At 37.0% G+C, this 17574-nt stretch carries 16 protein-coding genes; 11 read left to right on the top strand and 5 right to left on the bottom strand.

The features are described 5' to 3' along the window. Both H0913_RS07150 and H0913_RS07155 read left to right on the top strand, forming a co-directional pair. On the top strand, positions 1 to 1227 hold the full coding sequence (locus H0913_RS07150) for a hypothetical protein (protein ID WP_181478331.1): 1227 nt from the start codon (positions 1 to 3) through the stop codon (positions 1225 to 1227). Positions 1228 to 1624: 397 nt separating this feature from the next. After that, positions 1625 to 2182, top strand: a complete 558-nt coding sequence (locus H0913_RS07155; protein WP_181478333.1) for a tyrosine-type recombinase/integrase — start codon at positions 1625 to 1627, stop codon at positions 2180 to 2182. On the opposite strand, the gene H0913_RS07160 is transcribed toward H0913_RS07155, so the two are convergent. Then, positions 2179 to 3027 (bottom strand): helix-turn-helix transcriptional regulator, encoded by an 849-nt coding sequence (locus H0913_RS07160; protein WP_181478335.1) that lies wholly within the window; start codon positions 3025 to 3027, stop codon positions 2179 to 2181. The two genes, H0913_RS07155 and H0913_RS07160, sit on opposite strands and share 4 nt — an antisense overlap. Before the next feature lie 1757 nt (positions 3028 to 4784). Here H0913_RS07160 and H0913_RS07165 point away from each other — a divergent pair. The 3 genes from H0913_RS07165 (at position 4785) to H0913_RS07175 (ending at position 7800) form a co-directional block, all read left to right on the top strand. Then, a complete protein-coding gene (locus H0913_RS07165) occupies positions 4785 to 5330 on the top strand; it encodes a GNAT family N-acetyltransferase (RefSeq protein ID WP_181478337.1) in 546 nt (181 codons plus the stop codon). A 58-nt stretch (positions 5331 to 5388) separates the two neighbouring features. After that, positions 5389 to 5853, top strand: a complete 465-nt coding sequence (locus H0913_RS07170; RefSeq protein WP_181478339.1) for a GNAT family N-acetyltransferase — start codon at positions 5389 to 5391, stop codon at positions 5851 to 5853. 531 nt (positions 5854 to 6384) lie between these two features. Further along, positions 6385 to 7800 carry an NAD(P)/FAD-dependent oxidoreductase gene (locus H0913_RS07175; RefSeq protein ID WP_036951608.1) on the top strand — a complete coding sequence of 472 codons (1416 nt, stop codon included), beginning with the start codon at positions 6385 to 6387 and terminating at the stop codon, positions 7798 to 7800. A gap of 138 nt (positions 7801 to 7938) precedes the next feature. Here H0913_RS07175 and H0913_RS07180 read toward each other — a convergent pair whose 3' ends face one another. Next, positions 7939 to 8436 carry a hypothetical protein gene (locus H0913_RS07180; protein ID WP_154604218.1) on the bottom strand — a complete coding sequence of 166 codons (498 nt, stop codon included), beginning with the start codon at positions 8434 to 8436 and terminating at the stop codon, positions 7939 to 7941. Positions 8437 to 8637: 201 nt separating this feature from the next. On the opposite strand from H0913_RS07180, the gene H0913_RS07185 reads away from it, so the two are divergent. Next, a complete protein-coding gene (locus H0913_RS07185) occupies positions 8638 to 8964 on the top strand; it encodes a hypothetical protein (RefSeq protein ID WP_181478341.1) in 327 nt (108 codons plus the stop codon). 176 nt (positions 8965 to 9140) lie between these two features. Continuing rightward, a complete protein-coding gene (gene can / locus H0913_RS07190) occupies positions 9141 to 9824 on the top strand; it encodes a carbonate dehydratase (RefSeq protein WP_181478343.1) in 684 nt (227 codons plus the stop codon). 104 nt (positions 9825 to 9928) lie between these two features. Here can and H0913_RS07195 read toward each other — a convergent pair whose 3' ends face one another. Further along, positions 9929 to 11191: a YadA-like family protein gene (locus H0913_RS07195; protein WP_181478345.1), complete on the bottom strand. Its 1263-nt coding sequence runs from the start codon at positions 11189 to 11191 to the stop codon at positions 9929 to 9931. Positions 11192 to 11616: 425 nt separating this feature from the next. Between H0913_RS07195 and H0913_RS07200 the strand changes: the two genes are divergently transcribed. After that, positions 11617 to 12045 carry a TOBE domain-containing protein gene (locus tag H0913_RS07200; RefSeq protein WP_181478347.1) on the top strand — a complete coding sequence of 143 codons (429 nt, stop codon included), beginning with the start codon at positions 11617 to 11619 and terminating at the stop codon, positions 12043 to 12045. Positions 12046 to 12086: 41 nt separating this feature from the next. On the opposite strand, the gene H0913_RS07205 is transcribed toward H0913_RS07200, so the two are convergent. Next, positions 12087 to 12686 (bottom strand): TetR/AcrR family transcriptional regulator, encoded by a 600-nt coding sequence (locus H0913_RS07205; protein WP_181478349.1) that lies wholly within the window; start codon positions 12684 to 12686, stop codon positions 12087 to 12089. Positions 12687 to 12688: 2 nt separating this feature from the next. Beyond that, on the bottom strand, positions 12689 to 13243 hold the full coding sequence (locus H0913_RS07210; RefSeq protein WP_181478351.1) for a dihydrofolate reductase family protein: 555 nt from the start codon (positions 13241 to 13243) through the stop codon (positions 12689 to 12691). Positions 13244 to 13514: 271 nt separating this feature from the next. Between H0913_RS07210 and H0913_RS07215 the strand changes: the two genes are divergently transcribed. From H0913_RS07215 to fdnG, 3 genes are all read left to right on the top strand, one after another. Then, positions 13515 to 13781, top strand: a complete 267-nt coding sequence (locus H0913_RS07215; protein ID WP_181478353.1) for a DUF2798 domain-containing protein — start codon at positions 13515 to 13517, stop codon at positions 13779 to 13781. 62 nt (positions 13782 to 13843) lie between these two features. Continuing rightward, a complete protein-coding gene (locus tag H0913_RS07220; RefSeq protein ID WP_154604211.1) occupies positions 13844 to 14167 on the top strand; it encodes a YnfA family protein in 324 nt (107 codons plus the stop codon). 351 nt (positions 14168 to 14518) lie between these two features. After that, positions 14519 to 17566: a formate dehydrogenase-N subunit alpha gene (gene fdnG / locus H0913_RS07225; protein WP_154604210.1), complete on the top strand. Its 3048-nt coding sequence runs from the start codon at positions 14519 to 14521 to the stop codon at positions 17564 to 17566. Positions 17567 to 17574: the final 8 nt, after the last annotated feature.

Consider the following 17574-nt stretch of genomic DNA (forward strand, 5'->3'; position numbering starts at 1 on the left):
ATGTCTGTAAAAAATTTTTTTACATATGCTATTGGAATTGTGTTACTCACAATATCTTATGGAGCGGCTCCAACACCCCATGGAAATAGTCAATCGCTGAGCAAGTCTTATATGATTGACACTGAATCGTATAATTCTTCTTTTGATTTATATGATCTGGGGACTATATCTATTGCTAAACATTATCCAGACAGAAACGATCCTGCTTCTAGGTGTATTGGCCGTAACCTGTGCATAGGTGACCAATATTTATTTCGTCCATCCATTCCAGGAGATCATCCTGCCTATGGATACGCTGGAGTCGTGTGGCGTGTAGGAGAAATAGATCTGGGTAACGGGCAATTTGCGTATTTAGGATTGGCATACCCAGACTCGAGACCTAGTTTTAGTATGTTAATGTATAAAGATATACCTGCACCAACAGGTTATACTGTATCCGGTTACGGTGAGATGAATGCTCCTGATCCCTTAACGCTTAGTTATGCAATAAATGACTCTAAAAGTGTAGTCTCAAAAAAGGAGGATAAGTCGAGTTCAAAGCCCTATTACTGTAATCAATTGAGTAGTGGTTGTGGCTATAATTTTGCGTTTTTTATGAATGACTCAAGCCCTGATCCTCATTTATATATCAGACTACCAAGAAAATTTAGTGCGGATTCTGGAGATGTATCTTTTAATGTTTCTCTTCTGGATCTACTGTACAAATCAGCAGAAGGAGATTCATACAGAACAGTATCTCTTAATATTAACGGGACAATTTCATTAGCTCAACGTTGTTATGCTTATATAGATGGCGATTCTAATCAACAAACTATCGAATTTAAAGATGTAAAGGCAAATGCAGTAAATGGTGCCCAGGAAGTGAAGAGTCTTCAGCTGAAAAGTTCATGTGACTATCCCCCCCAAGATCTTTTAAGAACAGTTAAAATAGTGCCAATAAGAGGTGCTACTTTATCATATGATAATAAGGTTTTGTTTTTCGATCCCGATGAGCGTTTCCAATATACATTTGGATTTATATTCAGAATAAATGGTACCCCAGACTGTTCTAGCTCATCAAATGATGAATATAATTATAATGTACTTTCACAATACGCAGGTCGTGAGAATGATAAGGTAACATGGGAAGATACTTTAAATATAGCATTATGTAAATATGGTATTCCTAAAAGTCCTGGAGGAGAGCGAGATGTTGTTATAAATGTTCAAACAGAATGGCGTTATTGAATTTTATGCAATATTTTATATTAAGAAAGTGATTATGTATTATTGAAGAAAATGATGCTAAACGACCTCCACTATTCTTTTTGATTAAAGGATGATTATTAGTCTTTTCTGTGCATGTTGAGGTGCTTCTGACTGGCTGATTACTTTGAACTGGTAGAGGCATTAGATGATGTTACTAAGCTAGGTATCCTTCGAATTCAAAGACAAAAGATCTGTTAATGGCATACTTTGGGCTGGTGTAGAGCGGTCCAAAGTGTTTGTTAGGATTATTTTGTGATATTAGTCAAGATTATGTAAATATTTCCAGATAGTCTCTGTAGAGAATAAATTTCTTCCGAAATAGTTAAGTTTTGCACTTTTTAAGTTGTAAAATTTTTACATGTACGGGAGGCTAGGTATGAGAAAGTACATAACAGCAACTGAGTGGGTATCGTTTTATTCAGCCATTAATGGTAATAGTATGGCATCCCGTGATCGGGTAATGTTTATGATGGCTTATCATCATGGGTTACGTGTTAGTGAACTATGTAATCTGAAAATTAGTGATATTGATTTAGATTCTAAAACCGTATTTATAAAACGTTTGAAAAATGGTTTTTCAACAACACATCCTCTTCAGGACCTTACCTGCGAGTTAATTAAAAAATGGCTTGATGAACGAAAAGCATTTTCTCCGGTTCCAGATAACGATTGGTTATTTCTGTCATTCTACGGCAAAAAAATATCTCGACAATGGATATATAAATTAAGTCGTCACTATTCAATAAAAGCAGGTCTTGCTGTAAATGTGCATCCACATATGTTAAGGCATGCTTGTGGGTATGCTCTTGCAAACCAGGGCCTTGATACGCGACTAATACAAGATTATCTGGGTCATAAAAATATCTTTCATACGGTTCACTATACTGCAAGTAACTCAGCGAGGTTTAATAAAGTCTGGAAAAATACAGGTTAAATTATAGGAATATAGTGATGTAATATAAAGATATCAGGTTCATTACTATTTAAAAATGTAGAGAATGTTGGTCCTTTTTGTAGAATGCATTTGTGTTTATGTAACCCATGTCCTGAAGCCCATGAATGAAACGCCATTATATCTTTTAATGAACCTGAGTATTTAAAACAAATATACTTTGATGGAGGTATTTTTTTATAATTACCTTTAGAAGTGTTTTTATTTGAAATCTTACCAATGTAGGTCTTAATTTCAGCATCAGAACCTTTCATGGGAATAATATCACCAAGAATTGTAAAGCTTGATTCAACTTTAAGTATGTTTTTAAATATTGGAATATAATGTTCTTCTAAATTCTTTGATATGATTATATTTCCTTCATATGTGGAAACTAAAAAATTAAAACCATAATCGATTGTTATATTTTCTTCATGTTCAAAAGAAACATGGTAATTTTTTAGATATATGACTGAAGATCTATAATTAAAGTCAGAGACTATTACGGATGGATAAAAAAGACTCATATTCCATGATTCAGCATTTCTGAATGCTCTTGGAGATAATCCGAAATGATTTTTAAATAGCCTTGAAAAATGTTGCAGAGAATCAAATCCATACATAAATGCAATTTCAGTAATAGGTCTTCCTGAGCGTCTTAGCATATAAGAGGCTTGGGTTAGTTTTCGTAAACGTATATAGCTAGCTACACTGATTCCTATACTTTTCTTGAACTTACTATAGAGATGGCGAGAAGTGTAACCTGATTTTCTTGCCACATCCTCAGAGGTCATCTTACTGTCAAGGTGATTTTCTATCCATTTTATTATTTCATTCAAACTGTTCATTATAGAGTCAACCTAGTTTGCAATATTACATAGTACACTTGACTAGGAAAAATAAAAGAAGAAAGTATCAATATCCTACGGAATCGAGCAATTTATTTTAGAGTGCTTCATTCGTTATGCGGGTATAGTGAATAATAGGTGCGAATTAAGAATAAAAAAAACCCTAAAAATAGGGGGAGGAATTAATAATAAAAAGAGAATATTTAGTAACACAACACAACTCTTAACACTTAGTGATTGGATCTAATCACTCAGGCAAGGTAAAAATACAATATATAATAACTTTATAAAGTGATCTACATCAAATTTATATTATGTCGTTAAATTGTTAAAAATGATCTTATATGCTCGAAATTTTTCAAGTTTATAATTTTGCTTTGATTTGTTTTTATTTTAAGTTAGAAATTCTATTTTTATGGTTTTTGGGCTTAGGTTTTATACAAAAATTTTAGTATAAATTAGATTGTTAAATTTTTAATTATTCCCAATAGCTTTAATATAATTTATAATTTATAGTTTTTTGTTGTCTTGCTTTATTAGATTTCGGCTGATGGTTGAAAATTAAAAAAAAGCCCCTTAAAGGAATAAGGGGCTAAAAGAAGAAGTATAAATATGAGACTTACTACCTAACTAACAAATATGTTTCATGTTATTTAGAGGTCGGTAACATGATCACATAAAAATTACAATAAATAAAAATTTGATAAATTGATGAGAGTCAAAATTTTTTATTTTTATTTTTCGGAAATATCGAAATATAATTAAGATATTTTCGAAATATTTTTTTGGGATATTGAACTTGTATTTAATATAAAAAAGCCCTTCTGGTGAAGGGCTGTGGAATGTAGATGAGCATTTATTGAGTTTATATTTATATCTTATGCATTTAGTTGGCTAGTGCGCTCAAAACTTGGAATTTATTATAACCAATGAGATATTTTTTTTGATGAATGTCAAAACTCAGAAAATAATAAACAAAAAATTTTAATATCATCGTTATTGGAGAATGATATCTCTATGATAAATGACTTTACAGAATGGTATATCACATACAGTAATAAGGAAAAAACTAGTGCGAATAGATGGGTGAGCTAAGTGTAAAAATAAAGTTCAAGACTGATTCATTTGTTTCCAAACAGGAGGTTTCCAAGCAAGTTTCCATTGAAAAGGCTAATTTTTAAGTGTCCGTTCAAGTGGAGTAGTAAAAAAGGGGACAGTTACGGCTGGGGGGCTGGTTGGTGTTTAGCTATCTGCAATGAAGTTACCAATTGATGATATTTTTGTAGTTAAGATATTTCATTGAACCAAGAAAATATAGGTGTCAAAAGCAGCCTAGCAATGATCTTGCTTGTATAGAAATTTTTATAGAGTAAAAATTAAAATTTAAATAATCATTATTTATCAACTGGATGGTTTTCGAGTATTGTTCTCTCCTCCTTCCAAATAAATCCCAAAGTTTACCAAGCACTCTAGCAAAATTTCATTCTACCGACGTTTACTGATACTTTTCTAAATCGCTACGATTTCGCAATGCAATACTGGCGGTTTATGGAACTAACCAATAAAGCAATTAAGTGCGCCAAGCAAAAGACATTGTCCATTCCCTATTAACTAAGTCCTCTATACTTAAACTAACACCAAATTATCTGGGAAATTCAAACCAATCCGCTGGATTTTAGTTACAAGCAAACTCAATTAAGACATAGTTAAATCTAATTATATTCTGTGTAACGGTATCTCTAATTTGAGGCCTCAATATGATAATTAATTGCTATGATAAAAAAATAAATGAAAATAAAATCGATGAGCTTGTTAATGTACTTTATAAGTGCGTCCTTGGAGGTGCGAGTGTTGGATATACTGATGCAGAAGCTCAAATTAATGAAATGAGAAACTATTGGATTGGCGTCAATCATTCGTTATCAACAAATAGTTTTAAGCTGATCTCAGCAGAGCTAGACGATCAAATCATTGGGGTTGTTGGTCTTGAATTATGTGCTAAATCAAATGGTAAACATCGAGGAGAAATCTGTAAGTTATTGGTGTTACCTGAATATAGGCGTAAAGGGCTTGCAAGAAAATTGATGCAAGAGGCTGAGCAAGTTGCATGGAGTTCAGGATTGAGGCTTTTAACATTGGATACAAATACTAAAGGGATAACGGTTAGCTTATATAATTCCCTTGGATGGCAGATAAGTGGTGAAATTCCAGAATTCGCTCAATCGGTTGATGGTATTCTTGAATCCACGACTATTATGTTTAAGCGTAAACCCGAAAATGGAATTAACATACACCATCCCTAGTGATGTAGAATGATGCCTTATTTTTAAATGTTATTCAAATTTTAACTATATGATTTATATGAAAATAAAAATAAAGCCCTACCAACCTCAGAATGCAGAAAAACTGCATGAAATATTTTATACCTCGGTTCATCATATTGCCGCTGCGTATTATACAGAAGAACAGCTTGAAGCTTGGGCACCAGATTTATATGAGCGTGAGCAGTGGCAAAATAAAATGGATCTATTAAAGCCGTTTATTGCCTATCTTGATGAAGAGATTGTTGGATATACAGATCTTCAGGATGATGGGTATATTGACCATTTTTTTGTTGCTAAACCTCGCTATGGAATTGGCTCTGCACTTATGAATAAAATTCTTGAAGTGGCTAATACCAAAAGCATCAATAAGCTATGGTCACATGTCAGCCTGTCAGCTGAAGAATTTTTTAAAAATCATCAATTTGAAATAGTTGAACGTCGAGAAGTTATTGTAAAGGGAGTGCTACTTCATAACGCAATGATGGTTCGATTGACATTATAGCTAAATGGCTCTAAGTATTGATTGATACCTTGATATGAAAAGTCGACCTCTAACGTTTTTGTTCCGTAATCATAATTCACGAAATCCAACATCTATTCGGTAATATCAATATATAGCTTACCCATACGCTACTCATAAAACCTGTATTTCTTACTAAGATAGTGAGTGATTTAGATGTAATCACATAATGTTAGCCTTTAAGTGAGATTATTTCATAGCTATAAGCATTAGTTGCTAATGAATAATAATCTAAAAATGATGGATTTTTATGTATTTCCCTTTGAAATCAAAGGGCTATTGATTTCGCCGAAAAATGCAATTAAATCAATTGTTTTCAATGGGATAATAAGGTGTTTAAAAATTAACAAATGAAGTTTTTATTTATTTTGAACTGAGTAATTAGACAAAAAAATGGCAATACACACAAAATAAACATGATTTACTAATAGTTTACGAATGATTAACAAATAATATAAAATGGCGAAATTGTTAGGTAAGTAATATTGATCGTGTATAAGGAATAGTGTCGAAATGGCAATAACCAGAAGAAAATTTATTATTGGTGGTTCTGTAGTCGCTGTCGCAGCGGGAGCCGGTATTTTAACTCCGATGTTGACTCGTGAAGGGCGATTTGTTCCGGGTAAACCACGTGTTGGTTTTGTTGAAGGAACGCCTGGCGCATTGCCACAGCAATCTGATGTTGTTGTTATTGGGGCTGGTATCTTAGGTGTAATGACGGCGATTAACCTTGCTGAACGTGGCTTATCTGTCGTGATTGTAGAAAAAGGGAACATTGCGGGAGAGCAATCATCTCGATTCTATGGTCAAGCAATTACATACAAAATGACCGATGAAACCTTCTTATTACACCATTTAGGCAAACACCGCTGGCGTGATATGAATGCGAAAGTGGGTGTTGATACTACTTATCGTACTCAAGGCCGTGTAGAAGTTCCTCTGGATGAAGAAGATCTGGTTCACGTTCGCCAGTGGATGGATGAGCGCCATAAAAACGTTGGCTCTGATATTCCGTTCAAAACACGCATGATCGAAGGAAGCGAGTTAAATCAGCGTCTTCGTGGTGCGAAGTCTGATTGGAAGATTGCAGGTTTCGAAGAAGATTCTGGTAGTTTCGATGCAGAAGTTACCGCATTCGTTATGGCAGAGTATGCGAAGAAAATTGGTATTAAGATCTATACCAACTGTGCAGCACGTGGCTTAGAAACTCAAGCGGGTGTGATCTCTGATGTTGTGACTGAGAAAGGTGCAATCAAAACTTCTCAAGTTGTTGTTGCGGGCGGCGTTTGGTCTCGTCTGTTCATGCAAAACCTGGGTGTAGATGTTCCAACATTACCAGCTTATCAATCACAACAATTGATTAGCGCGGCACCAAATGCACCGGGTGGAAACGTTGCTCTGCCGGGCAATATCTACTTCCGTGAACAAGCCGATGGAACCTATGCAACTTCTCCACGCGTGATCGTGGCTCCTGTTGTTAAAGAATCCTTCACTTATGGCTATAAATATCTGCCATTGTTAGCATTGCCTGACTTCCCTGTTCATATTTCATTAAACGAACAGCTGATTAATTCGTTTACTCAAGAAACCAGCTGGAAATTAGATGAAGTTTCTCCATTCGAGAAAAACCGTGATATGACGGCATTACCAGACTTACCAGAACTGAATTCATCTCTGGAAAAACTGAAAACTGAGTTCCCTGCATTTAAAGACTCTAAATTAATTGACCAGTGGAGTGGGGCGATGGCTATCGCACCAGATGAAAACCCAATTATTTCTGAAGTTAAGGAATATCCAGGTCTGGTTATCAACACGGCAACTGGTTGGGGTATGACTGAAAGCCCAGTTTCCTCTGAAATGACCGCAGATATCTTGTTAGGTAAAGAGCCAATCATTAACCCGAAAGCATTTAGCCTGTATCGTTTCTAAGTTAATACAGCCTTAAAAATATTAAAGCCCTCAATATGAGGGCTTTTTTGTATCGGCAGAAAGTTAAAATTAGGTCAAAACAGTGCAACAGTTCTTTTATCATTTATCAACGATATTAGGTTTGACTGAAAAGCAACCTTACTCTAAATCACCAAAATGCTGGGTAAACTGCGTTTCATATTGACCAATAAATTGCTCTAGTTTTGCTGGGGTATCTCTGATATTGGCTTCGGTGATCCCTGCTTTTGCCATTGCCGCTTTTAACTTGGCTTCAGTGCCATCATTGATATCAATATTCGCAATAACAAGGAAAATGGTTTTTAAATCATCACAACCGCTTTTTGTTTCACACACTTTCGCGATTTTTTGCTCATTAGACATATATATAGAATAGCTAAAGGCATCTTTGGTACACACAACATCATTTCTCTCTTCTGAGGTCATATCTTTAGTTATGGCACTGAAAACGCTATTAGTGACCTCAGTGTAGTTTGCAAAAGAGGTACTATTTTTAGGGGTTGGTAAACCGCTTTTTGTTAAACTTTGATCCGTCACAGGCAAACAGCTTGAATTAGCCATTGCACCAGAAACAACCGTACCGCTTAAAATAAGGGATAAAAGTAATTTTTTAAACATAACAAACCTTTCGTTTTTGAAATGATAAATTAACGTACAATTTAAGTGTCATGGAGGATATAGGATTAACGGTAATCTTTAGGTTTTATTTAGACTTTGTAATTGATATCTAATTATTTTACGGAGTTAAGATTTTTAGGTGTTTATAAAGGTTGTTTAAGCATACCATTGGCACGATATTTTTATGGCAGAAATGAAACTATGTTAGCAAAATACATATTAGGCACCATGAAAAAGCAGGCCGCATGTGAAGTTATTTTTGATCAGCGCCAGCAAGATACCCAGTCGGAAGTTATGCAAGTTATCCGGCAGTGGCGTTTCCATGATGGTGTTATTCTTCAATGTACTGAAGAAATTGAGCTTTCCATTCCAGACAATGATAGCCAATGCCCTGAGCGCTGGATTATTTGGCAGGTTATTGATTCTGCGGAGCATCCTGTTTTACCTATCAGAAAAGAGTTTTTTAACCTATGCCAACAAGCCTTTTGGCTAAAAATGCAAATGGCGGAAGAATCAAGCGAAAAATAAGCAAATTAATGACGAATGTAATGTAGAGGCTATCATTGGTTATGAAGTGTTTTTTGCATATTGATCGATTGAGAGTAATCTTCTGGTAAATTTAGAGACATTAATTAAATTAGCTGCGTTTTTATAAACACGTTTTAAATATGATATATAGCAAGATTTGTAAGTGAGCGTGCCACATGGCGATGGATAAAATTAAAGAACTATTTGTGAATAACAGGGAATGGGCAACGTCGATTAAAGAACAAGACCCCGACTTTTTTCGACAATTATCAAAAGACCAACAACCTAAATTTTTATGGATTGGTTGCTCAGATAGCCGAGTACCTTCTGAAAAATTAATTAAAGTTGGCCCCGGTGATCTGTTTGTTCATCGAAATATAGCGAATCTCGTGGTTCACACAGATCTCAATTGTTTATCTGCTATCCAATATGCTATTGATGTGCTTAAAGTGGAGCATATTATTGTCTGTGGGCATTATGGCTGTGGTGGTGTTGAGGCTGCGATTAACAATAAGGAATTAGGTTTAATTGATAATTGGCTGCTGCATATTCGAGATATTTGGTTTAAACATAGCCGAATGTTAGGTGAACTTAAACCAACAGAACGTATTAATCGTTTATGTGAATTGAACGTGATTGAGCAAGTTTATAATCTGGGCCACTCCACCGTATTACAATCTGCTTGGAAAAGAGGGCAGGATATTATGGTTCACGGTTGGATCTACGGTATTAATGATGGTTATTTGGTGGATTTGGATATTACGGCAGATAGCAGAGCAAAACTGGAGCTTTGTTATCGTGAAGCGATAGCGGCTTTAACCACAAAGGCACCGTTTACGACAGGCTGCTCCGCGGACTAATATAATAGCTATAAATTAATTTTACGAAAAAGCCCCATTGATAACTGCATGCCAGTGGGGCTTTTTTTAGTGTATATGAGGATATTTTTGATTGAGAAATAAGATTAAAAACCGACTGCAATACCTGCACCATAAACCGCACTGTCTTCATTATTCCAACTAATGGAGCTACGAATATTCACATTGTCATTAACATGATATTGGCCACCGAAGGCGACTGCGTTGCCATTACGATAATTACCTAAACCCATACCCATGCTAAAGTTGGTATTGTTGGTATACGGGATATTAGCCATTGCAGAAACAGACGCGATACCCGCGTTAGCTCGGTCAGCATTCTTATCCATTTTGTTATCCAGTGAGTTGAGTCTGCCATTCATATTTTGTTCTAACATATCAACACGTTGATTTGTATAGTTTCTGCTATCACTGATTGCTTTTGATTGAGCACTTTTAATCGAGGTATTTAATTGTTCAGCTTTTTGATTTGTATAATGGTGGCTTTCTGTTATCGCGCTAGATTGCGACTCTTTAATATTATTATTCAACTGCTGAGTTTTCTGGTCAGTGTATTGATTGCTTTCAGTCACTGCGTTGGATTGTGACTCTTTAATATTATTATTCAGCTGCTGCGCTTTTTGGTCAGTGTATTGATTGCTTTCAGTCACCGCGTTGGATTGCGACTCTTTAATATTATTATTCAACTGCTGAGTTTTCTGGTCAGTGTATTGGTTGCTTTCGGTAACCGCGTTGGATTGAGACTCTTTAATACTGTTATTCAGTTGCTGAGTTTTTTGGTCAGTGTATTGATTGCTTTCAGTCACCGCGTTGGATTGAGACTCTTTAATACTGTTATTCAGTTGCTGAGTTTTTTGGTCAGTGTATTGATTGCTTTCAGTAACCGCGTTGGATTGAGACTCTTTAATGTTGTTATTCAGTTGCTGAGTTTTCTTGTCAGTATATTGATTACTTTCGGTGACAGCATTAGCTTGGGCATCTTGAATATTGGAGTCTAAATTTTTCACTTGTTCATCAGTATAATTGATACCAACGGTAATAGCTTGAGTTGTGGAAGTTAAAATTCGAGTATTTAACTCAGTCACTTTTTTATTTGTATAACTTTGGCTGTTTTTTTCAGAAGCCTCTATTGCGGTATTTAATTCTGCCGCCTTAGTATCGGTATATTGCGTCCCAATTTGAATGGCTTCCATCTCTGCTTTATTAATTTGATTTTGAATATCAGAGGGTTGTAGGCTAGTTAGTGCTCTACTTGAAAATGAGTCATTTTTTAATTCACCAGCGACAGCATTAAAGGTTAATAAAATTGACATAATAGAGAATAAATAGCTTTTTTGAATTTTTCTCATTTTGAAATTCTCTTAAATAAAATAGTTAATTTTTCTGTGTGTAATTATATGAGATGAATTAAAGGTTTCCTGCTGATTAAATTATAGTGAATTCACTTATTAAACAAACTAAATAAATTGTTGTTACCTTTTAATTTTTTTCATTCAGTTTTAAATAAAAGTAAGACTATTCCCATGAAAATAAAAATTAAGATATGCTGATGATGTATTTATTAAAAAATAAGAATTCAATATTTAACAATTGAAATGTAAATTTAACAATTGAGTCTTTTTTTCATGAGAACAATAGAGTTTATGGCTTCAAAGCTTAAATGTGATTCGCCACTCATTTGTAAGGATCAAAAATTTTGACTGTTTGTAAACAATATTTAAAAGGCTTACTATCGCTTCAATATTCACTCGTCTTCCATTAAATAAGGTTTTCTATGTCAATTTCAGCACGTAATCAGCTTTTAGGAACGGTCGAATCAGTTTTGGCTGGTGCCGTTAATGATGAAGTAGTTTTAAGCTTAGGTAATGGTGAAACAATCTCTGCAGTGATCACGAAAAATAGCACCCAGCTGCTAGGCTTGGCAAAAGGCAAGCAGGCTGTTGCCATTATTAAAGCGCCATGGGTTGTCTTAGTTTCGGATGATCACGAGTATCTCTTTTCGGCTCGTAACCAGTTCACTGGGCGTATTGATGCAATTGAAACGGGCAGTGTGAATGCGGTTGTCCATTTGACGACTGGGGCAGGTACTAAATTATCTGCAGTGGTAACAAATAACAGTGTTGCTGAGATGAAATTGGCGGCAGGCAGTAAAGTCACGGCTATCGTGAAAGCGTCTAGTGTGATTTTAGCAACCAAAAAGTAAGTTAATGCGATGAAGAGAAAGAGGGAGCCGCTCTTTCTCTTTTAATTTTTTATTCTTACCAGTAAATTATCGATAGCTTGATGGTAATAAATCAGCTCATTTTCCTTTCTATTTTCTTCAGTATTAGTTTTCCTTTTTGCTACTGCTAGTGCAGAACCATGAGTAAAATCAACCAAAATATGTACCCAAAGTGTGGCTTGCTCTAGAGAGTATTTTAATTCCATCGCAAGCTTGATAAGGGTATTGGTTATTCGCAGTGCCTCTTCAGGAAAAGCATTTGGGTGATTAAATATTGATAACGTTAATTCAGGATAACGCACAATACGTTCTCGATATTCAGTTAATAGGTACTTTATTTGTTCGATGGGTGTTCCCGATAAACAAGGTATTACCTTAGCGTAAACCTGGTTGGCAATCGCTTTGACTAAACACTCTTTGTCTTCAAAATAGTAATAAATTGTCATAGGGTTAATGCCCATTTCTTTGGCGAGCGCTCGCATACTGAGTGCTGAAAATCCATGGGAATCAATAAATATTATTGCCGCACTGACAATCGCCTTTGCTGATATTTTTGGTTGTTTCTTATTTGGGCGTCCTACCGACCTCACTGTTTGTGTTTTTGCTATCAATGCTTTATCCATTATTATTGACCTTCATTCGAGGACGGTTTTATTTCATAGTGGGATTGGATAAATCCAGAATCAAAGATTTTAGTTTGTGTATAGTATAAGTGAATATCGTTAGGAATTTTACCAAACAATGGGCGACCAGAGCCTAATAAAATGGGGACTCGAGTGATGATAAGATCATGGATCAATCCTTCAGAAATAAAAGATTGAACCACTTTTCCGCCATCAATATAGGCGTGATGATATCCCTCTGCTTTTAGCATCTGCATGACTTCTTTAGGGGATAGGTCAACGAAGCGTACTTTTCCTATTAATTCTTCAGGGATAGCTTCTTGAGCGAGTATTTTTGATAGTACAATGACCGGACGATTATAAAACCAAGGTTGAATATGTTTTATTGTCTCGTAGGTGCCTCTACCCATAATTATCACATCAATATTAGCAATAAATGTATCATAACCGTGATCTTCACCAGTTGAATCTAATTCAAGTAACCAGCTGATATCGCCATTTTCACGGGCTATAAAGCCATCAAGGCTGGTTGCAATAAAAACATGTCCAGTAGTCACCACTGCATTCTCTCTCTGATTTATTATACGATGTATAATAAATGGATAGGTAGAATTTGCAATAGTGAAGTGCTTAATTTCTTATCAGGATAATCTGCATAAAATTGAGTAAATAGGATGTTAAAAGGTGTATTGACAAAATATCATTAAAGATTAGAATGATTCTCAATTGGTCTCTATGACTCGTAAGCGTTTACGTTAATCAACGCATATAACTTTGTTGCACCAACAGTTATATGCTGTTGTGTATCCGCTGATTAATGGAGACTGTATGTCCTTTCAAGATCGTAACTATATTTTAGGTATTCCTAAACTTCCTATGCGTGCCCTGTTTTTTCTGGTGCCTTTCTTTTTATCTTTGGTGATGAGCGGTATTGTTTCGCTAATAAGTACTCTTCGTGCACTGGGATTCACCTCCGAAATTTATGCGCCTTGGATTAGTTCATGGGCTATTTCATGGATGATTGCATTCCCAACCGTATTATTTGTTTTGCCTATTGCAAGACGTGTATCACTGCTATTTGTTAAGCAAGTTTAAACAATATGCCGCCTATTATTAGGTGGCATAAATAGTAATTTTTTTGAGAAGAAAACATTTTTATGTCATTAAAAATTATTGGATTATTTTTTTTAACTGCGCTAGCAGAAATTTTAGGATGCTACTTCCCTTATTTATGGATGAAAAAACAGGGGAGTATTTGGCTGTTAGTGCCCACAGTACTCAGCTTAATGCTGTTTGTTTGGTTGTTAACGTTACACCCTGAAGCCAGCGGACGTATTTATGCGACCTATGGAGGCATTTATATTGTGACGGCATTGATCTGGCTAAAAGTCGTTGATGGTGTTTCCCTTGCCGCTACAGATTGGATTGGTGCGCTGGTGGTTTTACTTGGTGCGGGTATTATTATTAGTGGTTGGAAATAATAATTATCCATATATTAAGTTAATTTTAAATATCTATCTTAATATATGGATTGGTTATTTATTTTAATGTAGGTATAAACCACAATATAGAAAATATTTTCTAATCTAATTAAAATTCATTTGCATTATCTTTATTTAACTTAATTTGTTACTTAATTCAAATATTCTATCTAATTGATCCAAATCAATTTAACAATAATTACTCATTAAGTGGTATTTTTAATGGCTAATTAACTACCTAAATGACATTAATTAACCTTTATTTTCACTTTCATTGATTTTAGGCAATATCTAATTACAAGTGACTGATATTCTCTCCGGCGAATATACAAAAATAAAAAGAGGTTAATAATGAACGTCAGTCGCAGAAAGTTTTTTAAAATCTGCGCCGGCGGGATGGCAGGTACAACTGTAGCTGCGTTAGGTTTTATGCCAGGAATGGCAATGGCTAATGTACGTGAAAATAAATTATTGCGTTCGAAAGAAACGCGTAATACTTGTACCTATTGTTCCGTGGGTTGTGGATTGCTGATTTATAGTATGGGTGATGGGGCAATGAATGCTCGCTCTGCCATCTTCCACGTCGAGGGTGATGCGGATCATCCAGTGAATCGCGGTGCTCTGTGCCCGAAAGGGGCGGGGTTACTGGATTACATTCGTAGTGACAGTCGTTTACGTTATCCTGAATATCGTGCACCAGGCTCGAATAAGTGGGAACGCATTAGCTGGGACGATGCCTTTACGCGTATTGCCCGCTTAATGAAAGATGACCGTGATGCCAACTTTATTGAAAAAAATGAACAAGGCGCCACTGTCAATCGCTGGTTATCGACAGGGATGCTTTGCGCATCTGCGGCTAGCAATGAAACGGGGATGTTAACCCAAAAATTCGCACGATCGCTCGGTATGTTAGCGGTCGACAACCAAGCGCGTGTCTGACACGGACCAACGGTAGCAAGTCTTGCTCCAACATTTGGTCGCGGTGCGATGACCAACCACTGGGTTGATATTAAAAACGCCAATGTGATTATGGTGATGGGCGGTAACGCCGCTGAAGCTCACCCTGTCGGATTCCGTTGGGCGATTGAAGCGAAAAACAATAATGATGCAACTCTGATTGTGGTAGATCCGCGTTTCACGCGTACCGCATCGGTGGCCGATCATTACGTGCCAATTCGTTCAGGAACGGATATTACCTTCCTTTCTGGTGTTCTACTTTATCTAATCGAAAATAATAAGATAAACGCGGAATACGTTCAGAACTATACCAACGCATCTTTGATTGTCAGAGATGATTTTGACTTTAACGATGGCTTATTCAGTGGCTATGACGCTGAAAAAGGTCGTTATGACAAAACCAGTTGGAACTATAAGTTTGATGAAAATGGTCATGCATTACGTGATGACACGCTGCAAGATCCGCGCTGTGTTTGGAATCTGCTAAGAAAACACGTTTCCCGCTATACCCCTGAAATGGTTGAACGGATCTGTGGTACATCGCAAGCAGATTTCTTAAAAGTGTGTGAAATTCTAGCAACCACGAGCGCCGCAGATAAAGCGGGGACATTCCTGTATGCATTAGGTTGGACTCAGCATACAGTGGGCGCACAAAACATTCGTACCATGGCGATGATCCAGTTGCTTTTAGGCAACATGGGGATTTGTGGTGGTGGGGTGAATGCGCTGCGTGGACACTCAAACATTCAAGGTTTAACGGATTTAGGTCTGCTGTCGACGAGCCTGCCGGGCTATTTAACACTGCCATCAGAAAAACAGTTAGATGTTGATAGTTATTTAGCCGCTAATACGCCAAAAGCCACATTACCTAATCAGGTTAACTACTGGAGCAATTATCCGAAATTCTTCGTCAGTTTGATGAAGTCATTCTACGGTGATGCCGCTCAACCAGAGAACCAATGGGGCTTTGATTGGCTACCTAAATGGGATCAAGCTTATGATGTCATGAAGTATTTCGACATGATGAGCAAAGATAAAGTCACCGGTTACATCTGCCAAGGCTTTAACCCAGTTGCCTCGTTCCCAGATAAAAACAAAGTGGTTAGCTGCTTAAGTAAGCTGAAATATTTAATCGTGGTTGACCCATTAACCACCGAAACAGCGAACTTCTGGCAGAATCACGGCGAAATGAATGACGTTGATCCTGCTTCCATTCAAACGGAAGTTTTCCGTCTACCTTCAACCTGTTTTGCGGAAGAAGATGGCTCCATTGCTAACTCCGGTCGCTGGTTACAGTGGCACTGGAAAGCGGCGGACGCCCCGGGTGAAGCACGTAACGATGGTCAGATCTTAACGGGTATTTTGCATAAAATCCGTGAGATGTATGAGCAAGAAGGTGGTAAAGGTCGCGAACCATTACTGCAAATGCGTTGGGATTATAAACGTCAATTCCATCCGGAATCGGAAGAAGTGGCGAAAGAGAACAACGGGGTTGCACTGGTCGACTTATATGATGCTGATGGCAACTTACAAGCGAAAAAAGGCGAGCTTCTGAATTCATTCGCGTTGTTACGCGCTGATGGTTCAACGGCGTCTTCTTGCTGGATCTACACCGGTAGCTGGACTGAGAAAGGCAACCAGATGGCGAATCGCGATAACAGCGACCCATCGGGCATTGGTAATACATTAGGTTGGGCATGGGCATGGCCATTAAACCGCCGCGTTATCTATAACCGCGCCTCTTGTGATACCAAAGGTAAGCCATGGAATAAAGATCTGGTTCTGATTGAGTGGAACGGTAAGAAGTGGGTCGGAAACGATGTGCCTGACTTTAACGCGTCAGCTCCAGAAGTTGGTACTGGGCCATTTATTATGCAGCCAGAAGGTTTAGGTCGTCTGTTTGCCATTGATAAAATGGCAGAAGGTCCATTCCCTGAGCACTACGAGCCATTTGAAACGCCATTGGGAACTAACCCTCTGCATCCAAATGTGGTCTCTAACCCTGCTGCACGAATTTTTGAAGATGACAAGAAACGTCTTGGCGATCATAAAGAATTCCCGTATGTCGGAACCACTTATCGCTTAACGGAGCATTTCCACACTTGGACGAAGCATGCGCGCTTAAACGCCATTGCTCAGCCAGAGCAGTTTGTGGAAATCAGTGAAACCTTAGCCAAAGCCAAAGGCATCGCCTTAGGTGATAAGGTTAAAGTCAGCAGTAAACGTGGCTTTATTAAAGCGATTGCCGTGGTAACACCACGTCTGCAAACCCTGATGGTTGACGGTAAACCGATTGAAACAGTGGGTCTACCTATTCACTGGGGCTTTGAAGGTGCAACGCAAAAAGGCTTTATTACTAACACGTTAACGCCATCTGTAGGGGACGCTAACTCTCAGACTCCTGAGTATAAAGCGTTTTTAGTTAACATTGAGAAGGCGTAAGGGAGGGA

This window comes from Providencia rettgeri (assembly GCF_013702265.1).
GTDB lineage: Bacteria > Pseudomonadota > Gammaproteobacteria > Enterobacterales > Enterobacteriaceae > Providencia > Providencia zhijiangensis.

What these genes read in the sequence shown, in the direction of transcription:
- H0913_RS07150 (WP_181478331.1), top strand. Translation starts at nt 1, where the DNA reads ATGTCTGTAAAAAATTTTTTTACATATGCTATTGGAATTGTGTTACTC.
- H0913_RS07155 (WP_181478333.1), top strand. Translation starts at nt 1,625, where the DNA reads ATGAGAAAGTACATAACAGCAACTGAGTGGGTATCGTTTTATTCAGCC.
- H0913_RS07160 (WP_181478335.1), bottom strand. Translation starts at nt 3,027, where the DNA reads ATGAACAGTTTGAATGAAATAATAAAATGGATAGAAAATCACCTTGAC.
- H0913_RS07165 (WP_181478337.1), top strand. Translation starts at nt 4,785, where the DNA reads ATGATAATTAATTGCTATGATAAAAAAATAAATGAAAATAAAATCGAT.
- H0913_RS07170 (WP_181478339.1), top strand. Translation starts at nt 5,389, where the DNA reads ATGAAAATAAAAATAAAGCCCTACCAACCTCAGAATGCAGAAAAACTG.
- H0913_RS07175 (WP_036951608.1), top strand. Translation starts at nt 6,385, where the DNA reads ATGGCAATAACCAGAAGAAAATTTATTATTGGTGGTTCTGTAGTCGCT.
- H0913_RS07180 (WP_154604218.1), bottom strand. Translation starts at nt 8,436, where the DNA reads ATGTTTAAAAAATTACTTTTATCCCTTATTTTAAGCGGTACGGTTGTT.
- H0913_RS07185 (WP_181478341.1), top strand. Translation starts at nt 8,638, where the DNA reads ATGTTAGCAAAATACATATTAGGCACCATGAAAAAGCAGGCCGCATGT.
- can (WP_181478343.1), top strand. Translation starts at nt 9,141, where the DNA reads ATGGCGATGGATAAAATTAAAGAACTATTTGTGAATAACAGGGAATGG.
- H0913_RS07195 (WP_181478345.1), bottom strand. Translation starts at nt 11,191, where the DNA reads ATGAGAAAAATTCAAAAAAGCTATTTATTCTCTATTATGTCAATTTTA.
- H0913_RS07200 (WP_181478347.1), top strand. Translation starts at nt 11,617, where the DNA reads ATGTCAATTTCAGCACGTAATCAGCTTTTAGGAACGGTCGAATCAGTT.
- H0913_RS07205 (WP_181478349.1), bottom strand. Translation starts at nt 12,686, where the DNA reads ATGGATAAAGCATTGATAGCAAAAACACAAACAGTGAGGTCGGTAGGA.
- H0913_RS07215 (WP_181478353.1), top strand. Translation starts at nt 13,515, where the DNA reads ATGTCCTTTCAAGATCGTAACTATATTTTAGGTATTCCTAAACTTCCT.
- H0913_RS07220 (WP_154604211.1), top strand. Translation starts at nt 13,844, where the DNA reads ATGTCATTAAAAATTATTGGATTATTTTTTTTAACTGCGCTAGCAGAA.